The organism is Pseudomonas sp. BB438 (assembly GCF_057180225.1).
Genome location: NZ_CM170001.1, coordinates 211,762 through 231,895 on the forward strand (window position 1 = coordinate 211,762; position 20,134 = coordinate 231,895).

21 protein-coding genes are annotated in these 20,134 nt (G+C 66.3%); 10 read left to right on the forward strand and 11 right to left on the reverse strand.

Translation table 11 applies throughout. The features are described from left to right. Window positions 1–12: 12 nt before the first annotated feature. The 4 genes from AC1ZV1_RS01010 to AC1ZV1_RS01025 all read right to left on the reverse strand — a co-directional run bounded on the left by AC1ZV1_RS01010 (window position 13) and on the right by AC1ZV1_RS01025 (window position 4,631). Entirely contained in the window at window positions 13–981 is a 969-nt protein-coding gene (locus tag AC1ZV1_RS01010; protein WP_484295138.1) for a PDR/VanB family oxidoreductase, read from the reverse strand. After that, the gene (locus AC1ZV1_RS01015) at window positions 978–1,577 is read right to left on the reverse strand and encodes a dimethylamine monooxygenase subunit DmmA family protein (RefSeq protein ID WP_484295139.1); all 600 of its coding nucleotides are present in this window, start codon (window positions 1,575–1,577) and stop codon (window positions 978–980) included. The genes AC1ZV1_RS01010 and AC1ZV1_RS01015 overlap by 4 nt, the downstream gene beginning before the upstream one ends. 479 nt (window positions 1,578–2,056) lie before the next feature. Next, window positions 2,057–3,499: a sigma-54 interaction domain-containing protein gene (locus AC1ZV1_RS01020; RefSeq protein ID WP_484295140.1), complete on the reverse strand. Its 1,443-nt coding sequence runs from the start codon at window positions 3,497–3,499 to the stop codon at window positions 2,057–2,059. 10 nt (window positions 3,500–3,509) lie between these two features. Continuing rightward, the gene (locus tag AC1ZV1_RS01025; RefSeq protein ID WP_484295141.1) at window positions 3,510–4,631 is read right to left on the reverse strand and encodes a PAS domain-containing protein; all 1,122 of its coding nucleotides are present in this window, start codon (window positions 4,629–4,631) and stop codon (window positions 3,510–3,512) included. 351 nt (window positions 4,632–4,982) lie between these two features. Between AC1ZV1_RS01025 and AC1ZV1_RS01030 the strand changes: the two genes are divergently transcribed. Beyond that, window positions 4,983–5,345: a PilZ domain-containing protein gene (locus tag AC1ZV1_RS01030; protein ID WP_484295142.1), complete on the forward strand. Its 363-nt coding sequence runs from the start codon at window positions 4,983–4,985 to the stop codon at window positions 5,343–5,345. A gap of 203 nt (window positions 5,346–5,548) precedes the next feature. Here the strand turns inward: AC1ZV1_RS01030 and AC1ZV1_RS01035 are convergent, their stop codons facing one another. Genes AC1ZV1_RS01035 through AC1ZV1_RS01065 form a run of 7 tightly spaced genes read right to left on the reverse strand, consistent with a single transcriptional unit; the run spans window position 5,549 to window position 11,848 of the window. Beyond that, window positions 5,549–7,645, reverse strand: coding sequence for a flagellar biosynthesis protein FlhA (locus AC1ZV1_RS01035; protein ID WP_484295143.1), 2,097 nt, complete (start codon window positions 7,643–7,645; stop codon window positions 5,549–5,551). 2 nt (window positions 7,646–7,647) lie between these two features. Beyond that, entirely contained in the window at window positions 7,648–8,781 is a 1,134-nt protein-coding gene (flhB, locus tag AC1ZV1_RS01040) for a flagellar biosynthesis protein FlhB (RefSeq protein WP_484295144.1), read from the reverse strand. Continuing rightward, entirely contained in the window at window positions 8,774–9,574 is an 801-nt protein-coding gene (gene fliR / locus AC1ZV1_RS01045; RefSeq protein WP_484295145.1) for a flagellar biosynthetic protein FliR, read from the reverse strand. The genes flhB and fliR overlap by 8 nt, the downstream gene beginning before the upstream one ends. A gap of 4 nt (window positions 9,575–9,578) precedes the next feature. After that, a complete protein-coding gene (locus tag AC1ZV1_RS01050; RefSeq protein ID WP_017521278.1) occupies window positions 9,579–9,851 on the reverse strand; it encodes a flagellar biosynthetic protein FliQ in 273 nt (90 codons plus the stop codon). A 22-nt stretch (window positions 9,852–9,873) separates the two neighbouring features. Beyond that, entirely contained in the window at window positions 9,874–10,641 is a 768-nt protein-coding gene (fliP, locus tag AC1ZV1_RS01055) for a flagellar type III secretion system pore protein FliP (protein ID WP_484295146.1), read from the reverse strand. After that, on the reverse strand, window positions 10,641–11,012 hold the full coding sequence (locus AC1ZV1_RS01060; protein ID WP_484295147.1) for a FliM/FliN family flagellar motor switch protein: 372 nt from the start codon (window positions 11,010–11,012) through the stop codon (window positions 10,641–10,643). The genes fliP and AC1ZV1_RS01060 overlap by 1 nt, the downstream gene beginning before the upstream one ends. Next, window positions 11,009–11,848 (reverse strand): FliM/FliN family flagellar motor switch protein, encoded by an 840-nt coding sequence (locus AC1ZV1_RS01065; protein ID WP_484295148.1) that lies wholly within the window; start codon window positions 11,846–11,848, stop codon window positions 11,009–11,011. The genes AC1ZV1_RS01060 and AC1ZV1_RS01065 overlap by 4 nt, the downstream gene beginning before the upstream one ends. Window positions 11,849–12,322: 474 nt before the next feature. Between AC1ZV1_RS01065 and AC1ZV1_RS01070 the strand changes: the two genes are divergently transcribed. From AC1ZV1_RS01070 to flgN, 9 genes are all read left to right on the forward strand, one after another. Further along, complete coding sequence (locus tag AC1ZV1_RS01070) at window positions 12,323–13,702, forward strand: sigma 54-interacting transcriptional regulator (protein ID WP_484297681.1); 1,380 nt, start codon at window positions 12,323–12,325, stop codon at window positions 13,700–13,702. Window positions 13,703–13,725: 23 nt separating this feature from the next. Further along, entirely contained in the window at window positions 13,726–14,061 is a 336-nt protein-coding gene (gene fliE, locus AC1ZV1_RS01075; protein WP_484295149.1) for a flagellar hook-basal body complex protein FliE, read from the forward strand. A gap of 9 nt (window positions 14,062–14,070) precedes the next feature. Then, window positions 14,071–15,780 (forward strand): flagellar basal-body MS-ring/collar protein FliF, encoded by a 1,710-nt coding sequence (gene fliF / locus AC1ZV1_RS01080; protein WP_484295150.1) that lies wholly within the window; start codon window positions 14,071–14,073, stop codon window positions 15,778–15,780. After that, window positions 15,758–16,798 carry a FliG C-terminal domain-containing protein gene (locus AC1ZV1_RS01085; RefSeq protein ID WP_484295151.1) on the forward strand — a complete coding sequence of 347 codons (1,041 nt, stop codon included), beginning with the start codon at window positions 15,758–15,760 and terminating at the stop codon, window positions 16,796–16,798. Before fliF ends, AC1ZV1_RS01085 begins: the two co-directional genes overlap by 23 nt. Window positions 16,799–16,804: 6 nt before the next feature. Continuing rightward, window positions 16,805–17,503 (forward strand): flagellar assembly protein FliH, encoded by a 699-nt coding sequence (gene fliH / locus AC1ZV1_RS01090; protein ID WP_484295152.1) that lies wholly within the window; start codon window positions 16,805–16,807, stop codon window positions 17,501–17,503. A 1-nt stretch (window position 17,504) separates the two neighbouring features. Next, window positions 17,505–18,836 carry a flagellar protein export ATPase FliI gene (gene fliI / locus AC1ZV1_RS01095; protein WP_484295153.1) on the forward strand — a complete coding sequence of 444 codons (1,332 nt, stop codon included), beginning with the start codon at window positions 17,505–17,507 and terminating at the stop codon, window positions 18,834–18,836. Then, the gene (locus tag AC1ZV1_RS01100; RefSeq protein WP_484295154.1) at window positions 18,836–19,258 is read left to right on the forward strand and encodes a flagellar FliJ family protein; all 423 of its coding nucleotides are present in this window, start codon (window positions 18,836–18,838) and stop codon (window positions 19,256–19,258) included. The genes fliI and AC1ZV1_RS01100 overlap by 1 nt, the downstream gene beginning before the upstream one ends. A gap of 72 nt (window positions 19,259–19,330) precedes the next feature. After that, a complete protein-coding gene (gene flgM, locus AC1ZV1_RS01105) occupies window positions 19,331–19,615 on the forward strand; it encodes a flagellar biosynthesis anti-sigma factor FlgM (RefSeq protein ID WP_484295155.1) in 285 nt (94 codons plus the stop codon). Beyond that, window positions 19,612–20,052, forward strand: a complete 441-nt coding sequence (gene flgN / locus AC1ZV1_RS01110; RefSeq protein WP_484295156.1) for a flagellar export chaperone FlgN — start codon at window positions 19,612–19,614, stop codon at window positions 20,050–20,052. The genes flgM and flgN overlap by 4 nt, the downstream gene beginning before the upstream one ends. The last annotated feature ends 82 nt before the right edge of the window (window positions 20,053–20,134 follow it).

Below are 20,134 nucleotides of genomic sequence, written 5' to 3' on the forward strand. Positions count from 1 at the left end.
TCGTTCTCCGGCTCAGCAGTCGATGACCAGCCGCGAGCACTTGGCGCGCGACACGCAGGGCATGATCTTGGTGTTGGCGGCCTTGTCCTCGTCGGACAGCCAGTCGTCGGTGTGGAGGATTTCTCCGTCCAGTTCCAGGACGTTGGTCTCGCACATGCCGCAGGCACCGCCGCGGCACAGGTACGGGATTTCGTGGCCGGCGGCCTCGGCGGCTTCGAGCAGGCTCTGGTCGGGCGAGACATCGATGGTCGCGCCGCTGCGCGCCAGGGTGACCTGGAACGCCTCGCCGACACTGCCCTGCTCGAGGAAGCGCTCGTAGTGGATGTGGCTGTCGGTCCAGCCGTGGGCATGGGCCGCGTCGATAGTGGCCTGGATCATCCCCTCGGGGCCGCAGACGTAGACGTCGCTGCCCAGCGGACGGTCGGCCAGCACCGCGGCGATGTTCAGGCGCTCGCCGCGGTCGTCGCGGTACAGGCGCACGGCGTCGCCGTATTCCTGCAGCAGCTCTTCACCCAGGCGCGCATGGGCGTCGCCGCGCACCGCCAGGTGGACTTCGAAGGGCGTGCCGCGCAGGCGCAGCTCGGCCAGCTGCGAGCACACCGGGGTGATGCCCACGCCGCCGGCAATGAACAGGTGCAGGCGCGCGTGTTTGCTCAGCGGGAACAGGTTCACCGGGCGGAGGATTTCCAGCTCGTCGCCTTCCCTCACCACGTCATGCATGTGCTTCGAACCGCCACGGCCGTCTTCCACGCGGCGTACGGCGATCTGGTAGGCGCTGGCGTCGTAGGGCGAACTCATCAGCGAGTAGGCGTTGCGGTAGGTGCCGGTCGCATGGGGCATCAGCACCACGACGTTGCTGCCGCCGGAGAACGGGGTCAGGTGCGCGCCGTCGGTGGAGGCCAGGGTGAAGCGCTTGATTTCCGGGGTCACCTGCTCGATGCGGGTGACGCGGACATTCAGGGTTCCGTTGGACTGGCTCATGTGTCGAGCTCCTCGGCATCGGGCAGTTCGCCGGGGACTTCGGCGTCGGCCTTCACTGCCTGGAAGGCAGCCAGGCGGCGGGAGTAGTGGTCGCGGACCACCAGGGTGCGGGCGCAGTGCGGGCAGTCGAAGACGCGCTGGGTGACGTTCTCGGTGTAGCCATCGCAGTGCACGCACCAGACGCGGCGCACGAAGGAGCCGGCGTGCTCGCGCAGCACTTCGTCCCTGTTCAGGTTGATTGCGTCGGCGGCCTGCATGGCGGTGCCGATGAAGCTTTCGGAGCCGGCCAGGTAAAGACGGGTGCCCATGCGCGACTGGCCCAGCAGCGCGTGCAGGTCATCGACCAGTGCGCGGTTGCTCGGATAGATCGCCAGTTCCACGTCGGTGATGTCGCGCAGCGCGGCGAGGTGATCCTGGCCGGAGAAGGACTCGCTGGAATACAGCACGCGGATGGGCGCGGTGCGCGGCATCTCGGCGAGCAGGCGGAGCATGGCGGCGCCGCCGCTGCCCTGGCCGGCGATGATGTGGTGGTGACCACCGGCGAGCGGGCGCAACTGGTCGTAGACCGGCCGGCTCTTGATACCTGTGATGAGCATTATTCTTGTGCCTCCAGAACTGCCGGTTCTCTCGGTCAGGAGCGCCGGCGCGATTCGAGGACCCGTGCACGGTCACGGGTCGAAGGAGACAGGGCACAGACTGTGCCAAATTGTTAAGTTATTGAAATTGAAGGATAAAATTAAAAAACAGAAACACAGGTGTAAGCAGAAATGACAACGCCTGTAGGCAGGCTTGCAGCGGTGGATTGTCGCAGGGGCACTTCTGCCGGGCGCGGGAAGATGGTGTGACCGGGCGGTCTCGCCGCGCAGAGACACGAGAGAAGGCTGCTCCTAGGCGGAATAGTGGCTACTGGATGTTCCGTGTCGCCGATTGCCCTCTCCCTGAAGGGAGAGGGGACCAGTTCGGCGCAAGCTGAAAAATCACGGCGTCAGGAGGCACGGATAGCTCCCTCTCCCTTCAGGGAGAGGGCGGGGGAGAGGGCTGGCCCCGCGTTGAGTTTCATGCAGGGGCGCGGAGCTCAATCGTCTCGCTGCAACTTGCGGATCAGCGTGCCGACGTCGATACCCAGGTGGATCGCCGCCTTGCGCTTGCTGCCGCACAGGCGCACCGCGCGCAGGATCACCTGGCGCTCGTAGCGCTGCACCTGGGCCTTGAGCGGCTGGTCGTCGATGGGCGCCGCCGGCTCGGTGGCGACGGCAGCGACAGGACTGCCGGCCGGCGGCGCGCCGAGCAGTTCCGGCGGCAGGTGCAGTTCCTCCGCCACGTCGTCGGCCAGCACGGCGAGACGTTCGAAGATGTTCACCAGCTCACGGATGTTGCCGGGGAAGTCATAGGCCAGCAGCCGCTCGCGGCAGTTCGAGGACAAGCGCAGCGGCGGCTGGCGGTCGCGGTTGATGCGCGCCAGGAGGATGTCCATCAGCACGGGCAGGTCGTCGCGGTGGGCGCGCAGCGGCGGAATCTCCACCGGCAGCACGGCCAGGCGGTAGTAGAGATCGGCGCGGAACTCGCCGGCGGCCACCTGGGCGCGCAAATCCTTGTTGGTCGCGGCGATCACCTGCACCTGGACCTGTTTCGACAGCGGCGAACCCACCGGCTGGATGGTGCCGTCCTCGAGGAACTTCAGCAGCTTGGCCTGCACCTGCAGCGGGATCTCGCCGATCTCGTCGAGGAACAGCGTACCGCCCGAGGCGCTCTCGATGTAGCCACGCTTGCCTGACTGCAGCGCGCCGGTGAAGGCGCCGCGCTCATAGCCGAACATCTCCGACTCGAACAGGGTTTCCGGGATGCTCGCGCAGTTCACGTCGATGAAGGGCCGGTCGCCCCAGCCGGCGGCACGGTGGATGTGCCGGGCGATGGCGGTCTTGCCCACGCCGGGTTCGCCGAGCAGCAGCAGGCGGGCGCGGCGACGGAACGCGCGCACGCCCATGTCGGCGATGGAGGAGAGCAGTGGGGACATGTGCAGCGCATTGTCCTGCGGGTCGCCCAGGCCCTGCAGGTCGGTGGTCGAGGCGCGCCCGGACGGGCTGCGCAGGCTGCCCGCCGTGCCCGGCTCGTATTCGCGCTGGATCAGCAGGTTGTAGGGCTTCTCGTAGGCCGTCGTCGGCACCGCCTGGGCGCGGGTGAGGAACACCCGGCCGTCGCGCGAGCGGGTCAGTGCGCTCTTGCCGCCGCGGCGCAGGGCCTGCTGGAAGTCGTCGAATTGCAGCGCCGAGCGCTGGAAGAAGTCCACGTCGCTCAGGCCCAGCACATCGAGGCGGGTGACGCGGTTGACCCGTTCCGCCGCGAGGTTGATGAAGCGCACCCGCGAGTCGCCGTCGCAGACGATCACCGCCTCGCTGAAACTGTCGAGCAGGGCGTGCAGCGCCGGCGTCTCCAGCAACGCGGAGAGCATCTCGCCCGACGCGCTGACCGAGGAGCGCATGCCCATGCGCAGCGGCGCGAAGAAGCCTTCTTCGCTCATGCTTCTTTGCTCATGGATGGAGCTCCGTCGCCTTGTTTGCCAAGCGCAGCACGAAGACGCGCCAGGCCACGCCCTCGCGGATGAGGATGCGCGAGCAGTGGCTGTTGAAGGACTGGTAGTTGCCGAACTGGTCGGGCAGGTCGAGTACCTGCCAGGTGCGCTCGGGCAGCGGCATGCGGTTCAGCGTGGAGGCCAGGCCGGCGGCACGGGTGATGCCGAAGGTCTGCTCGAAGGCCGCGTTGCGCCATTGCGGCTGGGCCTGCTCGTCGATCACCAGCACGGCGTCGGGCACCGCGTCGAAGACCCGGCGCAGCGCCTCGATACGCTGCTCGGCGTCGTGCTGCATGCGCAGTTCCTGGCTGACGTCGCGCAGGCTGCCCCACATGCGCAGCAGGCGGCCGTTGTGGATGCTGGCGCGCACGTCGTTCTCCACGTAGGCCGGCGAGCCGTCGTGGCGGCGGTCCACCGACAGTGCGCCGTCGACGTGGAACTCCGCTTCGATCAGGCGCCGCACGAACTCTTCGTTGGCCGGGCTGCGTGGCCAGTAGAGGCGCACCGGCTGCTCGCTGAAATCGACGTCGGCGGGCATCTCGTAGATGTTGGCCATGGCGCGGTTGCACATGCGCCAGTAGGAGCGGTTCTCGAACACCTGGCGGACGATCTCGTCGGGCGTTTCGCGCACGTCCACCGACTCGGCGAACTCGATGCACCAATAGGCCACCCGCGCGCTGAAGAGCATCTGGCTCATCACTTCGTTGGCGCTCTGCAGTTCGCCCAGGCGGCGACTGATCGGCCCCAACGGCATTTTCACCAGGTGCAGGCGCGCGGGCTCGCCGTCGCGCCACTGCAGCACGCCGCTGGCGAGTACCGGCAGCAGGCCGCCGTTGTGGCGGATGAGGGTCAGCTCCAGGTCCTGCACGCGTTCATCCGCCGGCGGGCTGGCGAACAGTTGCATCAGCGCGTTCAGCGAGTCGGCGGTGTAGACCAGCTCGGCGCCCTGGCCGTCCAGGGAACCGGGCGCGTAGCCGAGCTGGTCGGTCTGCTCGGCGGAGACCTCGATGAAGCGTCCCTGGGACGTCAGGCTGTCGGACAGCAGCAGGCCTCTGTCCAGCAGCAGTTTCAGTGGGTCCATTTCTCCCTCCAAGGCAGATCTCCAAGGCAAATTCCCAACACGGCGATGCGGCCGTCTGAAGGCGCGCAAGAAGGCGAGGCATGTTGCATGCCAGCCTGGAAAGCCCATACACCGCAGGGTTGCGCGAAAGGGTGTAGGCAAAAACGCAGCACTGCGCGCAAACGTGCAGCGCAGATTGCAGCGTATCCGCTGCAGGGTTGCAACGCCGCACTGGGCGATGGAAGGCGATCGATTTTCGGTCGAATACTGGCCAGTTGATAGCTTTTGAGTTCGTTTGAGCGTCTGGCGCTGCTAGGATGCGCGCGCGTTTCGCTCCCTGAATCCAGAGCCCGCTCCCCACAAGAGGCCGCCATGCGCAAGCACCGTCGTTTGACCTTCCGCCACATTGGCCAGATCAACGTGACCAACCGCCTGAGCGGTGACCCCATGGGGGTGGTCCTGGATGTCTCGATGGGTGGCCTGCGGCTGGTGACGGAGGAGCCGCTGGCGCCCGGCAGCTGCTACGACATGCGCCTGGAGATACCGGTGCGCGAGGATCACACCCGTTCGGTGGATATCACCGCGATCTGCCAGTGGTCGAAAAAGGACGCCAAGAACGCGCGCTTCGAACAGGGTTTCAAGCTGGATCGGCCGAGTGCGGGATTCACCGAACTGGTGACCTCGATGTCGGTGAGTTTCAACCGCAGTCTGTTGGGGAGGGCGCGGTTGTCGTGATAGGGGGGTAGCCCGGAGCTCGGGCTGGCCCTCTCCCTAACCCTCTCCCTGAAGGGAGAGGGGACTGTCCCGAGCGGGGCTTTAGGTCAGAGCTCGCCGGCTGACTCCGCGACAACAACAGAACGCCGAACGGCACCCTCTCCCTTCAGGGAGAGGGCGGGGGGAGAGGGTGCCAGGTCCCACGCCGAACTCTCAGACCGTCATCACCCCAACGTCCCCAATATCTGCACCCCCACCCGCTCCGGAATCTCGTTCTGCGACAGCACGTGCAGCCCCGGGCTGAACACCCGCGCGTAACGGGCCAGCAGCGGGCGCAGCTGCGGCATCACAGTGAGGATCGGCGGGTGGCCTTCCTTGCGCAGTTTTTCCTTCACCACCGGCATGCTGTGCTGCAGCTGGTTGAGCAGGCTGGGTTCCACCGGGATGTTGTCCAGGCTCACCGGGCCGGCCTGCTGGGCGATGCTCAGGGCGCCGAGCAGGGTGTTCTCCAGAGCGTTCTCCAGCACGAACACGGTCAGCTCCGGGCGGTCACCGGCAATCGACGAGACGATGCTGCGTCGCAGCGCATAGCGCACATCGGACGCCAGCAGCACCGGGTCCTTGGTGGTCTCGCTGCCTTCTAGCAGGGCGCTGGCGATGGTGACGATGTCCTTGAGCGCCACTTCCTCCTGCAGCAGCTGGCGGAACACGCGGTGCTGCTGCGAGTAGGTCAGCTGCGCCTTCAGCGATTCGGCGAGCTTGGGTGCCTGCAGGGTCAGGCGCTGCATCAGGTGCTCGACGTCGTCGTGCTTGAAGATGTCCGGCAGGTGTTCGCGCACCACTTTGTTCAGGTGCGTGGCGACCACGCTGGCGCAGTCGATCACCTGGTAGCCCAGGTTCAGCGCGCGCGACTTGTCTGCCGGGAGGATCCACACCACCTGCATGCGGTACGCCGGATCGACGCCGAGAATGCCGTCGATCTCGCCGTAGAGCTCCGGCGAAGGGATCGCCATCAGGCGGTCGGCGTGGATTTCCGCGCCATCGATGCGCTCGCCGTTGATGTGGATGGCGTACTGCGAGGCCTTCAGGCGCAGGCTGTCGCGGATCTGCACTTCCGGCAGGAGGAAGCCGAGGTTCTCCGAGAGCGTCTGGCGCACACCGCGAATCCGTTGCGGCAGTGGCGCGCCGCTGGCCTCGTTGACCAGGCTGACCAGCTTGTAGCCCAGCGAGATCGACAGTCGCTCCACCAGCGGGATGTCTTCCCAGCCCAGCTGCTGTACGCGCTCCTGGTCCATGGCCTGGCTCAGTGCTTCGGTCTGCTCCAGGGTCTGCGCCTCGATGGGCGGGCCGGCCAGCGACAGCCGCCAGGCGATGAAGGCCACCAGCGCGGCGAAGGCGAAGAAGGCGATGTGCGGCATGCCCGGCACCAGGCCGAGCACCACGAGGATGCCGGCAACGGTGTAGAGCAGCGACGGCGAGGCCAGCATCTGCTTGCGCACCAGGCTGGTGATTTCCGCCGATTCGTTGACCCGCGTGACGATGATCGCCGCCGCGGTGGACAGCAGCAGCGCCGGAATCTGCGCCACCAGGCCGTCGCCGATGGTCAGCAGGGCGTAGCGCTGGAAGGCCGCGCCCGCCGGCAGGTCGTAGACGAACACGCCGATGGCCAGGCCGCCGAACAGGTTGATCAGCAGGATCAGGATGCCGGCGATGGCATCGCCACGGACGAACTTCGAGGCGCCGTCCATCGCGCCGTAGAAGTCGGCTTCCTTGGCCACTTCCGAGCGGCGGCGCTTGGCTTCGTTCTGGTCGATCAGGCCGGCGTTGAGATCGGCGTCGATGGCCATCTGTTTGCCGGGCAGGGCGTCCAGGGTGAAGCGCGCGGTCACCTCGGAGATGCGCTCGCCGCCCTTGGTGATGACCATGAAGTTGATGATCATCAGGATCACGAAGACGATCAGGCCGACGATGAAGTTGCCGCCGATCACCACGTGGCCGAAGGCTTCGATCACCTTGCCCGCCGCGCCGGTGCCGGTGTGGCCGTCGAGCAGCACCACGCGGGTGGAGGCGACGTTCAGGGTCAGGCGCAGCAGCGTGGTGACCAGGATCACCGTGGGCAGCAGCGAGAAGTCCAGCGGACTCTTCGACGACACGCTGACCAGCAGCACCAGGATCGCCACCACGATGTTGAAGGTGAACAGGGCGTCCAGCACCAGCGGCGGCAGCGGCAGGATGATCATCGAGAGGATCGACAGGATGATCAGCGGGATGCCGATGCGGCCGCTCTGGAAGGTCGGCAATAGTGACTGCAGTAGGCGCATGGTCAGACTCTGTTCAGCAGTTCTTCGGGAATGGGGACGTTCCTGATCAGCTCCGGGCGCTCACGGCGCCCGGAGCGCCAGGCCTTGAGCTGGAGGATGTAGGTGAGGACGTGGGCCACGGCCTTGTACAGCTGCGCGGGGATCTGCTGGTTCACCTGGGTAGTGGCGTAGATGGCGCGCGCCAGTGGCGGCAGTTCGAGCACGTCCAGGTCGTGGGCCTTGGCCATCTTGCGGATATACAGCGCGGTCTCGTCCAGGCCCTTGGCGACCACGTAGGGCGCCTGGGCCTTCTTCGGGTCGTAGCGCAGCGCCACGGCGAAATGCACCGGGTTCACGATCACCACGTCCGCCGTCTTGATCGTCTTGCTGATCTGCCGGTGCACCAGCTGGCGCTGCAGTTGGCGGATGCGCGCCTTCACTTCCGGGCGGCCTTCCTGGTTCTTGTGTTCTTCCTTGCGCTCCTGCTTGGTCATGCGCAGCTTCTTCTTGAAGAAGAAGTACTGGATCGGGATGTCGATGACCGAGAACAGGATGAACACCACCAGCAGCGACACGGTGATGTCGTAGAAGGTGCCGAAGGCGGCGGCGATGGCGCTGTGCACGTTGCTGCGCTGCAGCGCCAGCAGGCCGGGCAGGGCGCCGTGCAGCTGGTAGAGGGCGACGAGGATCAGCACGACGATCTTCAGCAGCGACTTGGCCAGCTCGGTCCAGTTCTGCAGCGAGAAGATGCGCCCGAGCCCGGTGATGGGGTTGAGCTTGGACAGCTTGGGCATGAAGTTCTTGCTGGAGAAGATCCAGCCGCCGGGGATCATCGAGAACAGCACCACCAGCAGCGGGGTCACCAGCAGCGGGAGCAGCGTGGTGATGAACAGCACGAGGTGATGGCCGAGCACCAGCGGCAGGTCGTCCAGGCCGATCTCGCTGTGCCTGAAGTCGATGAAGGACAGCGCGAAGCCTTGCCTGATGCCGTCGTAGAAGTGCTCCACGCAGAATTTCAGGGCGATGAGCGTGGCGAGCAGCGAGAGGGTCGTGGAGAGGTCCTTGGAGCGGCTGACCTGGCCATCCTCGCGGCTCTTCTTGAGCTTCTGCTGGGACGCCTCTTCCGTTTTCTCCTGGGCACTGTGCTGGTCAGCCATGGCGCCCCTCGCGGAAGATCACGCCAATGGCGTCGAGCAGCTGGCGGGTGAGCTTGAGGTAGTTCTCGGGGATGTCCGGCAGGGTCAGCCAGATGCACACCAGGCCGGCCAGCACCGCCATGGGGAAGCCCAGGGAGAACAGGTTGAGCGCCGGCGAGATGCGGTTGAGGAGGCCGAAGCAGAACTGCACCAGGGTCATGCAGAACACCACCGGCAGGGTGATCAGCACGGCGGCGGAGAACACCCAGGCGAGGCTGCCGACCACCGACTCCAGTCCCAGGTAGTGCAGCCCGCTGCCCACCGGCCAGTAGATGAAGCTCTGGTAGAGGATGCTCACCACCAGCAGGTGGCCGTCGATGGAGAGGAACAGGAACACCAGCAGAATGAAGTACAGCTGATAGAGGATCGAGGACGACGACACGCCGTTCATGGGGTCGTTGTAGACCGCCATGCTCAAGCCCAGCTGGGTGGAGATCACGTCGCCCACCAGGGTGAACACGGTGAACACCAGCATCAGCGAAAGGCCGAGCATCAGGCCGAAGGCGACCTGCTCCAGCGCCACCAGCAGGCCCTGCGCGGACAGCGGATCGATGGCCGGCGGACGCGGCAGCGCGGCGCCCAGGGCAACGGTCAGGGCCAGGCCGAGGAGGATGCGCAGGCGCGCCGGGATAGCCTTGTGGCTGAAGATCGGCGCGAGGGCGAACACTGCCATGATCCGGCAGAAGGGCCACCACCAGGCCTGCAGCGTTTGCAGGTAGTCGAAGGCCTGCAGGATGGATGCGCCTTGTTGCATGGCATCAGCCGACCAGTCGGCCTGCCTGGTGGAACGACTCGATGAACAGCTCCGAGAGCGTGCGCAGGATCCAGTGACCGGCGAAGACCAGCATCCCCAGAGTGATCAGCAGGCGCGGCAGGAAGCTGAGCATCTGCTCGTTGATCTGCGTGGCCGCCTGGAAAATGCTGACCAGCAGGCCGCCGATCAGGCTGGGCAGGATCAGCACGCAGACGATCAGCGCGGTGATGTGCACGGCGTTTGACACGATATCGACGGCGCTTTCCGGAGTGAGCATGGCGTGTTTTCCGTCAGGGCCGCTAGAACGGCTGCACGCTGCTGGTCAGCGTGCCCATCATCAGGGCCCAGCCGTCCACCAGCACGAAGATCATCAGCTTGAACGGCAGCGAGATCATCATCGGCGAGAGCATCATCATGCCCATCGCCATCAGCACGCTGGCCACCACCAGATCGATCACCAGGAACGGGATGAAGATCATGAAGCCCAGCTGGAACGCGGTCTTCAGCTCGCTGAGCACGAACGACGGCAGCAGCAGGGAGAAGTCCAGGTCGTTGAGGTTCTCCGGCACGGTCTCGCCGGCCAGGGAGACCATGGTCTCCAGCGAGGTGCGGTTGGTCTGCGCGAGCATGAAGTGGCTGAGCGTCTGCTTGGCGCGGCCGAGGCCGTCTTCCAGGCTGATCTGGTCGGTCTCGAAGGGCTGGTAGGCGTTGGTGTAGATGTCCTGCCAGACCGGCCGCATCACCATCAGCGTCATGATCAGCGCGATACCCACCAGCACGTTGTTCGGCGGGCTCTGCTGCAGGCCGATGGCCTGGCGCAGGATCGCCAGCACGATGACGAAGCGGGTGAAGCAGGTCATCAGCATGAGCATTGCCGGGAGGAAGCCCAGCAGGGTCATGAGGATGAGGATCTGCAGCTTGACGCTGAAGGCTTGGCCATCCGCCGTGTCGTGCAGGTTGAACAGCGTGACGTCGCCGCCGGCCGCCTGCGCATAGAGCGGGCAGAGCCCGGCAGCGACGAGGCCCAGTGCGGCCAGCGTGCGGCCGGCGAGGGAGCGCGGCTGCATCACGCCGTCAGGGCGTCGAGGCTGGCGCCGCACAGTTCCAGCACGCGCAGGCCGTAGTTGCCGTTCATCACGACCACCTCGGCCTTGGCGAACAGCGCACCGTTGACCTTCACGTCCAGCGGCTCGCCGGCGAGCTTGTCGAGGATGATCACGCTGTTGGCGTCCACGTCCATGAGTTCTTTCAGCGAGATTTCCACCGAGGCGACTTCGAGGGTGACGTTCACCGGAATCTTGCCGAAGAAGCTCAGGTCCTGCTGCGGCAGCGGCGCGCGCACGGGTTCGGCGGGGATGTCGGTGACGTCCTGGGTGAGGCCCAGGTCGCCGTCGTTGATCAGCGACTCGAACTCGGAGTCGGAGAGAGAACCGGTCATGGGTTTTTCACGCTTTCCAGGGAGGAGAGGAAGAGGGTGCCGTCGTCTTCGAAGATGGCGCCGCGGAACAGCTTCTGCTGGTTGACCCGCACTTCGACGCGCTCCAGCGGGCGGATCGTCAGCACGTCACCCGGTTCCAGGGCCAGGACCTGCGACAGCGGCAGGCGCGCGGCGGCGACCACGCAGTCCAGGCGCAGGGGCAGGTGCTTGATGTGCTCCACCGGGTTGCCGGTCAGGCGCGGTGGTGGCGGGCCGGCGAGGCGGCGGGTCAGTTCGTCCGCCAGCGGGTTGTCCAGATAGAGATAGAGCGAGGAGCGCTCGCCAGTCAGGTGGCTGACGTAGCTGAACTCGGCGATGTACTCCCACTGCACTTCTTCGTAGGTGGGATCGATCTGCTGCAGGCGGCCGACCGATTCGCCCATCAGCAGGGCGCGGCCGAACAGGTCCACCACGTCCAGGCCGAGGCGATCGAGCATGCGCTGCTCGGAGCTGCTGATCGGCGGCGTGTCGCGGTTGGCGACCACGGTCCCACCGTAATAGCACTCGATGACTTCGGTGAGCAGGGCACGGTCCATGGCGAAACCGAACTTGCCCAGCGGGGAATCGAAGAGGCATTCCAGTTCACGGGGAAGTTCCTCGTGAAGGGTCAGGTTATCCAGTTCGAGATTGATTCGATAATGCCGCAGAAAGTAGTCGCTGATGATCCGCGGGTATTTACCGGAGATCTCTTTGATGTACTGCGGAATCTTGTGATAATGCCGGCCGAGTTTCTGCGGTTTCAGTCGAATCAGACTGTCGGCGGGCACGCCATGGTGGACTTTTGATTTGCCAGTCATGCTCAGCGTCGTACTTCCAGGTTCGATCTGCCATCTGCCCAAGGACACGGGAGGTGTCGTGACCGCCGGGGTCGGCTGATCGTTGCTCGCGGCATGCTCTGTATGTCGCAGGGCCCTGTGACTGAGGTGTCACGGCTGCTGACATGGCGGAATGATAGCGATCTGAGGTCGCCCGATTAAATCAATAGATATCAAATGATGTTTTTGACGGAACTTTTTTTCTATTGATCTTAATTAATCGGCGGGAAGCTATGGCGTAGTGCTGGCACTTGTTAGTGTGGGTGAGTTAGTTACAGGTTGCAGTGACTTCGAATATGACGAAGTTATTGCAATGCCACCCGTGAGATACCCGGTCCATGAAGAAGTTCCGCAGTCGCCGTTAAAATGTTTCGGCCGACGCTGGCGTTGAACGAGGACAGGGGTTTCGAACGCACTAGCGAATGGAAAGTTGCGGTGAACAGTTTAAGCCAGTCGATCGATCAATTATGTGAAACGCTGCTCGAAGAGCGGCCGGCGCAGAAAAAAGTTGCGATCATCGGGCCGTCCTCGGACGCCGCTCACGCCCTCCTTTTGCAGACGCTGCTGGCCGAAGGTTGCCGCGTCGAGCGCTTCTCCGGCTTCGCCGAACTGGCCCGTGCACGCAGCGATGCATCCTTGTTGTTCATCCTCGCCGGCGCCTTCCCCGCTCCCGACCTCTATGCACAGGTCGGTGCGCTGCTCAGCGATGGCCGCGAACGCGACGTGGTGCCCATCGTCGGTTATGAAGAGCAGGACAAGGCCGCGACGCTGCTCGACCTCGGCTGCGTCGACTACCTGCTGTCGCCCTTCGGCGCCGGGCAACTGGCCGCACTGCTGCGCCGCCAGGAAGCCTCCAGCGCCGCCCAGGAGCTGTTCGTTTCGCGCTCCCAGGCCGGCCGCCGCCTGTTGGCCATGGCGCAACGGGTCGCGCAGACCCGCGCGCCGATCCTGATCACCGGCGAGACCGGCACCGGCAAGGAGCTGTTGGCCCGCTACATCCACGGCATCGCCAGCCCGGACGCGCCCTTCATCGCCGTGAACTGCGCGGCGATCCCCGAGGCGATGCTCGAATCCATCCTCTTTGGCCACGAGCGCGGCGCCTTCACCGGCGCGGTGAATGCCCAGCCGGGCAAGTTCGAACTGGCCAACGGCGGCACCCTGCTGCTGGACGAGATCGGCGAACTGCCGCTGGCCCTGCAGGCCAAGCTGCTGCGCGTGCTGCAGGAACAGCGCGTGGAGCGTCTGGGCGGGCGCCGCGAGATCGAACTGGACGTGCGCATCATCGCCGCGACCAACCGTGACCTGCAGGCCGAGGTCGGCGAAGGCCGTTTCCGCGCCGACCTGATGTTCCGCCTCGACGTACTGCCGCTGCACATCTCGCCCCTGCGCGAGCGCAAGGAAGACGTGCTGCCGCTGGCGCGGCGCTTCATCCGCCAGTACGCCCCGCAGGACGCCGAGCACGATCTGCTCACCGAATCCGCCGGCCGGGCGCTGCTGCAACATGACTGGCCGGGCAACGTGCGCGAGCTGGAGAACACCCTGCAGCGCGCCCTGGTGCTGCGCAACGGCCTGTTCATCCAGCCCCGCGACCTGGGCCTGGCTGCGCCGGATGCACCTGCCGGTACGGTTGCTGCGGTGATCCCGCTGGCAGCCGAAGGCGGGCGCGCCGCGCTGCGTGCCAGCGGCAAGCTCGCTGAGTACCAGCACGTCATCGACACCATCCGCCGCTTCGGCGGACACAAGACCAAGGCCGCCGAGAGCCTGGGCATGACCACCCGCGCGCTGCGCTACCGGCTCAACGCGATGCGTGAGCAGGGCGTGCAGGTGCAGTTCTGATTCGTTTTCCGGGGGAGACTTCCATGAGTTCGATCATGCAGGTGCAGCAGGACATGCTGGACCGGATGAACCGTTACGCCGACCTCGCCAGTGGCCCGGCCGTACGGCCTGCCGCGCAGCTTTCGGGCAACGCGCCGGCGCAAGGTATCGGCGCCAGCTTCGAGCAGGCGCTGCGCTCGGTGGATGCCGAACAGCACAAGTCCAGTGCCGCCATGGCCGCGGTGGACAGCGGCCGGAGCGATGACCTGGTCGGTGCCATGATCCAGAGCCAGAAGGCCAGCGTGTCGTTCTCCGCGCTGTTGCAGGTGCGCAACAAGCTCACCGGCGCCTTCGACGACATCATCCGCATGCCGCTGTAAGGACTGACAGTGCTGCAGAATCTCAAAGGGCGCCTGCCGCTCGACAAACTCAAGCTCGACCCGCGCCTGGGGCTGCTCGGCATCGCCCTGGGCGCCGCGCTGCTGGCCGCTGCCGTGGTCTTCTACCTGTGGCGCGACCAGGGAGCCTACCGTCCGCTGTACGGTGCCGGTGAAGCCTACCCGGCCGCCGACGTGATGCAGGTACTGGACGCCGAGGCCTTCGACTATCGCCTGCATCCGCAGAGCGGCCAGGTGCTGGTGCGCGAGGAAGACCTGGCGCGCGCCCGCATGCTGCTGGCGGCCAAGGGCGTGAAAGTGTCCCTGCCGGCCGGCTACGAGCTGTTCGACAAGGACGAGCCGCTGGGCACCAGCCACTTCCTCCAGGACGTTCGCCTGAAGCGCAGCCTGGAGGGCGAGCTGGCTCGAACCATCATGGGCCTGAAAGGCATCGAGCAGGCGCGCGTGCACGTCGCCCGCGAGGACAGCAACTCCTTCGTGGTCGGCCGGCGCGATCCCGCCAAGGCCTCGGTGCTGCTGCAGCTGGCGCCCGGCCAGCGACTGAGTCCCGAGCAGGTCGGCGCGATCGTCAACCTGGTGGCGGGCAGCGTGCCGCAGTTGAAACCCGAAGACGTCAGCGTGGTGGACCAGAACGGTGTGCTGCTCTCGCGTGGCATCAATGGCGTGGGCGGCCCCTCGCAGAACTGGCAGGCGGTGGACGAGTACCAGCGCAAGGCCGTGGGCAACGTCGAGGAAGTGCTCGCCCCGGTGCTCGGTCTGGGCAACTACCGCATCAGCGTGTCCGCCGACATCGACTTCAGCCAGAAGGAAGAGACCCAGCAGGCCTACGGCGAGGCGCCGCGCCTGCGCAGCGAGTCCCTGCGCAACGAGAGCACGCTGGACCAGCTTGCCCTCGGCGTGCCCGGCTCGCTGAGCAACCGTCCACCGGAGCCGCCGCCGCAACAGCAGCAAGGGCAGAACAACGCCCAGGGCAATAACCCAGCAGGCGGCAATCCGCCGGGCACCGGCAAGGTCGCCAGCACCGACAACAAGGCCGCGACCTCGACCCGCCAGGAAACCACCCGGCAGAACGACTTCGACCAGCGCGTCACCCACATCAAGTACCCGGCCTTTGCCCTGCGCCAGCAGAGCGTCGCCGTGGTGATCAACGCCTCCACTGCGCCGGAAGGTGGCTGGACCGACAAGGCCCGTGCCGACCTGGAGTCCATGGTCAAGAGCGCCGTGGGCTTCAATGCCCAGCGCGGCGACCTGATCACCGTCAGCGTGTTCCCCTTCGCCGCCACGCCGGTGGAAGAGTCTTCCGCCAGCTGGTGGGAAAGCAGTGCCCTGCAGTCGCTGGTGCGCTACACCGTGCTCGGTCTGATCGCACTGCTGTTCCTGCTGTTCGGCGTACGCCCGGCGGTCCGCAGCCTCACCCAGCGCGCGCAGCCAACGGCCACCACCGAGCTGCCCGAAGGCAGCGCCGAGTACCCGCTGGCCCTGGACGCCGAGCGGCGTCTGGCACTGGGCAGCGAAAGCGTCGGCGGGCTCAACGTGCTCGGCGAGCTGAACCCGCTCTCGGAAATCCGCCTGCCGGCGCCGGGCTCGGGCCTGGAGCACCAGATCGAGCATCTGCAGATGCTGGCGAAGAACGACCCGGAACGGGTCTCGGAAGTGATCAAGCACTGGATTGGCCGCAATGACCGACACGAGCCTGCCTGAAGAAACGAAAAAGCGCGGCCCGCAGATGCGCGCCGTGAGCTCCCTGGAACAGGCGGCGATCCTCATGCTGAGCATGGGCGACGATGCGTCCGCGGGCATCCTGCGCAACTTCAGTCGCGAGGAGATCGTCAGCATCAGCCAGGCGATGGCGCGGCTGTCGAACGTCAAGCAGAACACCGTTTCCGACGTGATCGGGCGCTTCTTCGACGACTACAAGCTGCAATCCAGCATCAAGGGCGCCTCGCGTTCCTACCTCGCCGGCATGCTCGGCAAGGCGCTGGGCAGCGACATCACGCGCAACCTGCTGGACAGCATCTACGGCGAGGAAATCCGCGCCAAGATGGCGCGCATGGAGTGGATCGATCCCAAGCAGTTCGCCGCGCTGATCGCCAAGGAGCACGCGCAGATGCAGGCGGTGTTCCTCGCCTTCCTGCCGCCGGGCATGGCCACGGACGTGCTCGAGGCGATGCCGCCCGAGCGCCAGGACGAGCTGCTGTTCCGCATCGCCAACCTCAGCGAAGTGAACAGTGACGTGATCGCCGAGCTGGAACAGCTGATCGACCGCAGCCTGCGCGTGCTCTCCACCCAGGGCTCGCAGGTGCGCGGCGTGAAGCAGGCGGCGGACATCATGAACCGCTTCAAGGGCGACCGTAACCAGATGTTCGAGCTGCTGCGCGCGCACAACGACGACCTGGTCGGCAAGATCGAAGACGAGATGTACGACTTCTTCATCCTCTCCCGGCAGAACCAGGAAGTGCTGCAGACCCTGCTGGAAGTCATCCCGCTGGACGAGTGGGTGGTTGCCCTCAAGGGCGCCGAGCCCGAGCTGGTGCGCGCCATCCAGGGCGCCATGCCCAAGCGTCAGGCGCAGCAGATGGAGTCCATCAACCGCCGCCAGGGCCCGGTGCCGCTGAGCCGCGTGGAACAGGTGCGCAAGGACATCATGGGCGTGGTGCGCGAGCTGGCCGCCGAGGGCGATCTGCAGGTGCAACTGTTCCGCGAGCAGACGGTGGAGTAACCGCGCATGGCGATCAAAGTCATCAAGGCCGACAGCCGCGCCTGGCGCCCGTACCGCTTCCCGCCGCGCTGCGCTACCGCCGGCGCCGACCAGCATGGCTGGGACAGCGACCCGGCGGCGCGCCAGCGCGCCATTTCCGAAGGGTTCCAGGAGGGCCTGGAGAGGGGCTATCAGGACGGCGTGGCTGAGGGCCGTGAAGCCGGCCTGCGCGACGGCTTCGAGGCCGGTCGCCAGGACGGCCTGCGCAAGGGCGGCGAGGAAGGCCGCGCCACTGGCCGGCAGGTGTTCGACGAGGCCTGCGCGCCGCTGCAGGCCGCCGTCGAGGCCTTCGGCGAGTACCACCAGGCCTTCCAGCGCAGCCGCCAGAAGGAGCTGCTGGAGCTGGTGCAGAAGGTCGCCAGGCAGGTCATCCGCGTCGAGCTCACGCTCAACCCGACGCAGCTGCTGACCCTGGCCGAGGAGGCCCTCGCCGCCATGCCGGGCGAGCCGGTTGACGTGCAGATCCTGCTCAACCCGGAAGAATGCGCACGCATCCGCGAGCTGAACCCCGAGCGTGCCGCCAAGTGGCGCCTGGTGCCGGACGAGCGCCTGGCGCTGGGCGAATGCCGTGTCGTCACCGCGCAGGCGGAAGCCGACATTGGTTGCCAGCAGCGCCTGGACAGCTGCATGGAAGCCCTGAGCGCGCATCTGCAGGACGACGACTGACATGGCCCTGGGCGACGGCTTCAAGCTCGAAGAAGCGCTGCGCTCGCTGGACTCGGTCCAGCTGGCGCGGGTCAGCGGTCGCCTGGTGCGCGTCTCCGGCCTGCTGCTGGAAAGCCTCGGCTGCCGGCGCATGACCGGCCAGCGCTGCTACGTGGAAGTCGCCGACGGCGAGCGCCTGGAAGCGCAAGTGGTTGGCTTCAACCGTGACATCACTTACCTCATGCCCTTCAAGAAGCCCGTCGGCCTGACCTCCGGCTCGCGGGTCTTCCCGGCGCCGGACGAAGCCGTGCTGCACATCGATCATTCCTGGCTGGGGCGCGTGGTCAACGGCCTCGGCGAGCCGCTGGACGGTCTCGGCAAGCTCGCCGGTCGCCATCCGTTGCCCACCGAATTGCCGAACGTGAACCCGCTGCGCCGGCGCCCGGTGTCCGAGCCGCTGGACGTTGGCGTGCGTGCCATCAACGGCCTGCTGACCCTGGGCAAGGGCCAGCGCGTCGGCCTGTTCGCCGGCAGCGGCGTGGGCAAGAGCGTGCTGCTGGGCATGATCACCCGGCAGACCAAGGCCGATGTCGTGGTGGTCGGGCTGATCGGCGAGCGCGGCCGCGAGGTTCAGGAATTCATCCTGCACTCCCTCGGCCCGGAAGGTTTGCAGAAGGCCGTGGTGGTGGTGGCGCCGGCCAACGAATCGCCGCTGATGCGCCTCAAGGCCACCGAGTTGTGCCACAGCATCGCCGCCTACTTCCGCGATCAGGGCAAGGACGTGCTGCTGCTGGTGGACTCGCTGACCCGCTACGCCATGGCCCAGCGCGAGATCGCCCTGGCCCTGGGCGAGCCGCCGGCCACCAAGGGCTATCCGCCGTCGGTATTCGGCATGCTCCCGGAACTGGTGGAGAGCGCCGGCAACGGCGAGGGCACGACCGGCAGCCTGAGCGCCATCTACACCGTGCTGGCCGAGGGAGACGATCACCAGGACCCGATCGTCGATTGCGCCCGCGCGATCCTTGACGGGCACATCGTCCTGTCGCGCCGGTTGGCGGACGTCGGGCATTACCCGGCCATCGACATCGGCGCCTCGGTCAGTCGCTGCATGAGTCAGGTCGCGGCCCCCGCGCATCTGTCCGCGGCGCGGCAGTTCAAGGAGTTCAGCGGCACCTATGAGCGCATCAAGGAGCTGATCCCGCTGGGCGGCTACACGCCGGGCATGGACGTGAAGACCGACCGTGCGGTGCAGCTGGCGCCGATGCTGGAGCGCTACCTGCGTCAGGAAACGGCTGATGGCGCCGAGCTGGGCAACAGCGTCGCCACCCTGCAAAGCATCGTCGGGGGGCGCTGATGAAGGCGCAGATCGACATGCTCGGGCGCCTGGCCGATGTCCGCGGCGGCAAGGTCCGCGAGCTGCTCGGACGGGTCAACTACCAGCAGACTCTCTGCCAGCGCTACCGCAACAACATCACCGGGCTGGACCGTCTCTGCGGTTTCAGCGTGGCCACCAGCACGCCCTTGCAGCGGCACAACCAGCAGCAGTACAAGGCCACCCTGCACAAGATGTTGCAGTTGCAGCGTCGCGAGCTGGAGGTGGCCGAGCAGACCCTGGCGCGCATCCAGTCGGAGCTGATGGCGGCCATGCGCAGCGAGAAGGTGCTCACCCAGGTGATCGAGGCCAAGGTCGGCCAGTGGCAGCTGCAGCTTGCGCAACAGGAGCAGAAAATCCAGGATGGCCTCGCCGCGCAGTCCTGGTGGCGAGCACGAGCGTGAACATCGCATTTAAGTTTTCCGTCGAGGCGGTCGCCCTCTGAGGGAAAGCCCAGGAAACTTCGGATACCGATCATGGAAATCACCCGGCAACTGACCAGCGTCGCGCTGGCCGCCAGCGAGTCCGCCAAGGGCACGCGCAGCGAGCGTGCGGCCCCGGTGGCGGAGACCAGCGCGGTCGCGCCGGTCAACGATTCGCTGCGCCTGGACGAAATGCAGGAAACCCTGCGTGCCATGCCCGACGTGGACCAGAGTCGCGTCGCGGAGATCCGCCGCGCGCTGATGAATGGCGAGCTGGGTAACGACACCAGCGTGCTCGCCACCAGCATCCTCTCCTACCATCGCGGCAGCGACGCATGACCCAGCGTGCGCGGCTGCTGCAGGTGATCGAGCAGGACATCCAGCAGGATGGCCGCGATTGCCTGGCGCTGCGCGACCGCCTGCAGGAGCTGTATCGCCACCTGCTGGCACGGGACAGCGCGCAGATCGAGGCGCTGAACCCCGATATCCAGGCACTGCTCGACGGCGTCGCCGGCCGCGCCCAGCGCCGCACGCGCGTACTGCGGGCCTTCCACTTGCCGATGGACGCCGACGGCATGCGCACGTTGCTGTCCAACTACACGCCGCCGCGCCGCGAGGAACTCCAGCAGGAGTGGCTGCAACTGGGCCAGCTCACCGCCCAGTGCAAGCGCCTCAACGAGCGCAACGGCAAGCTGCTGGCGATGCATCACGACATCCTCAGCCAGCTGATGGGCGATCCGCGCGAACAGCCGGTGTATTCGCGGCAGCTGTACTGAGCCGCGAGGGCAATCAACGGGATACTTCGGCGCTCGGATCGGCCCTCTCCCCAGCCAGGGTTAGGGAGAGGGTAGCCCTGCG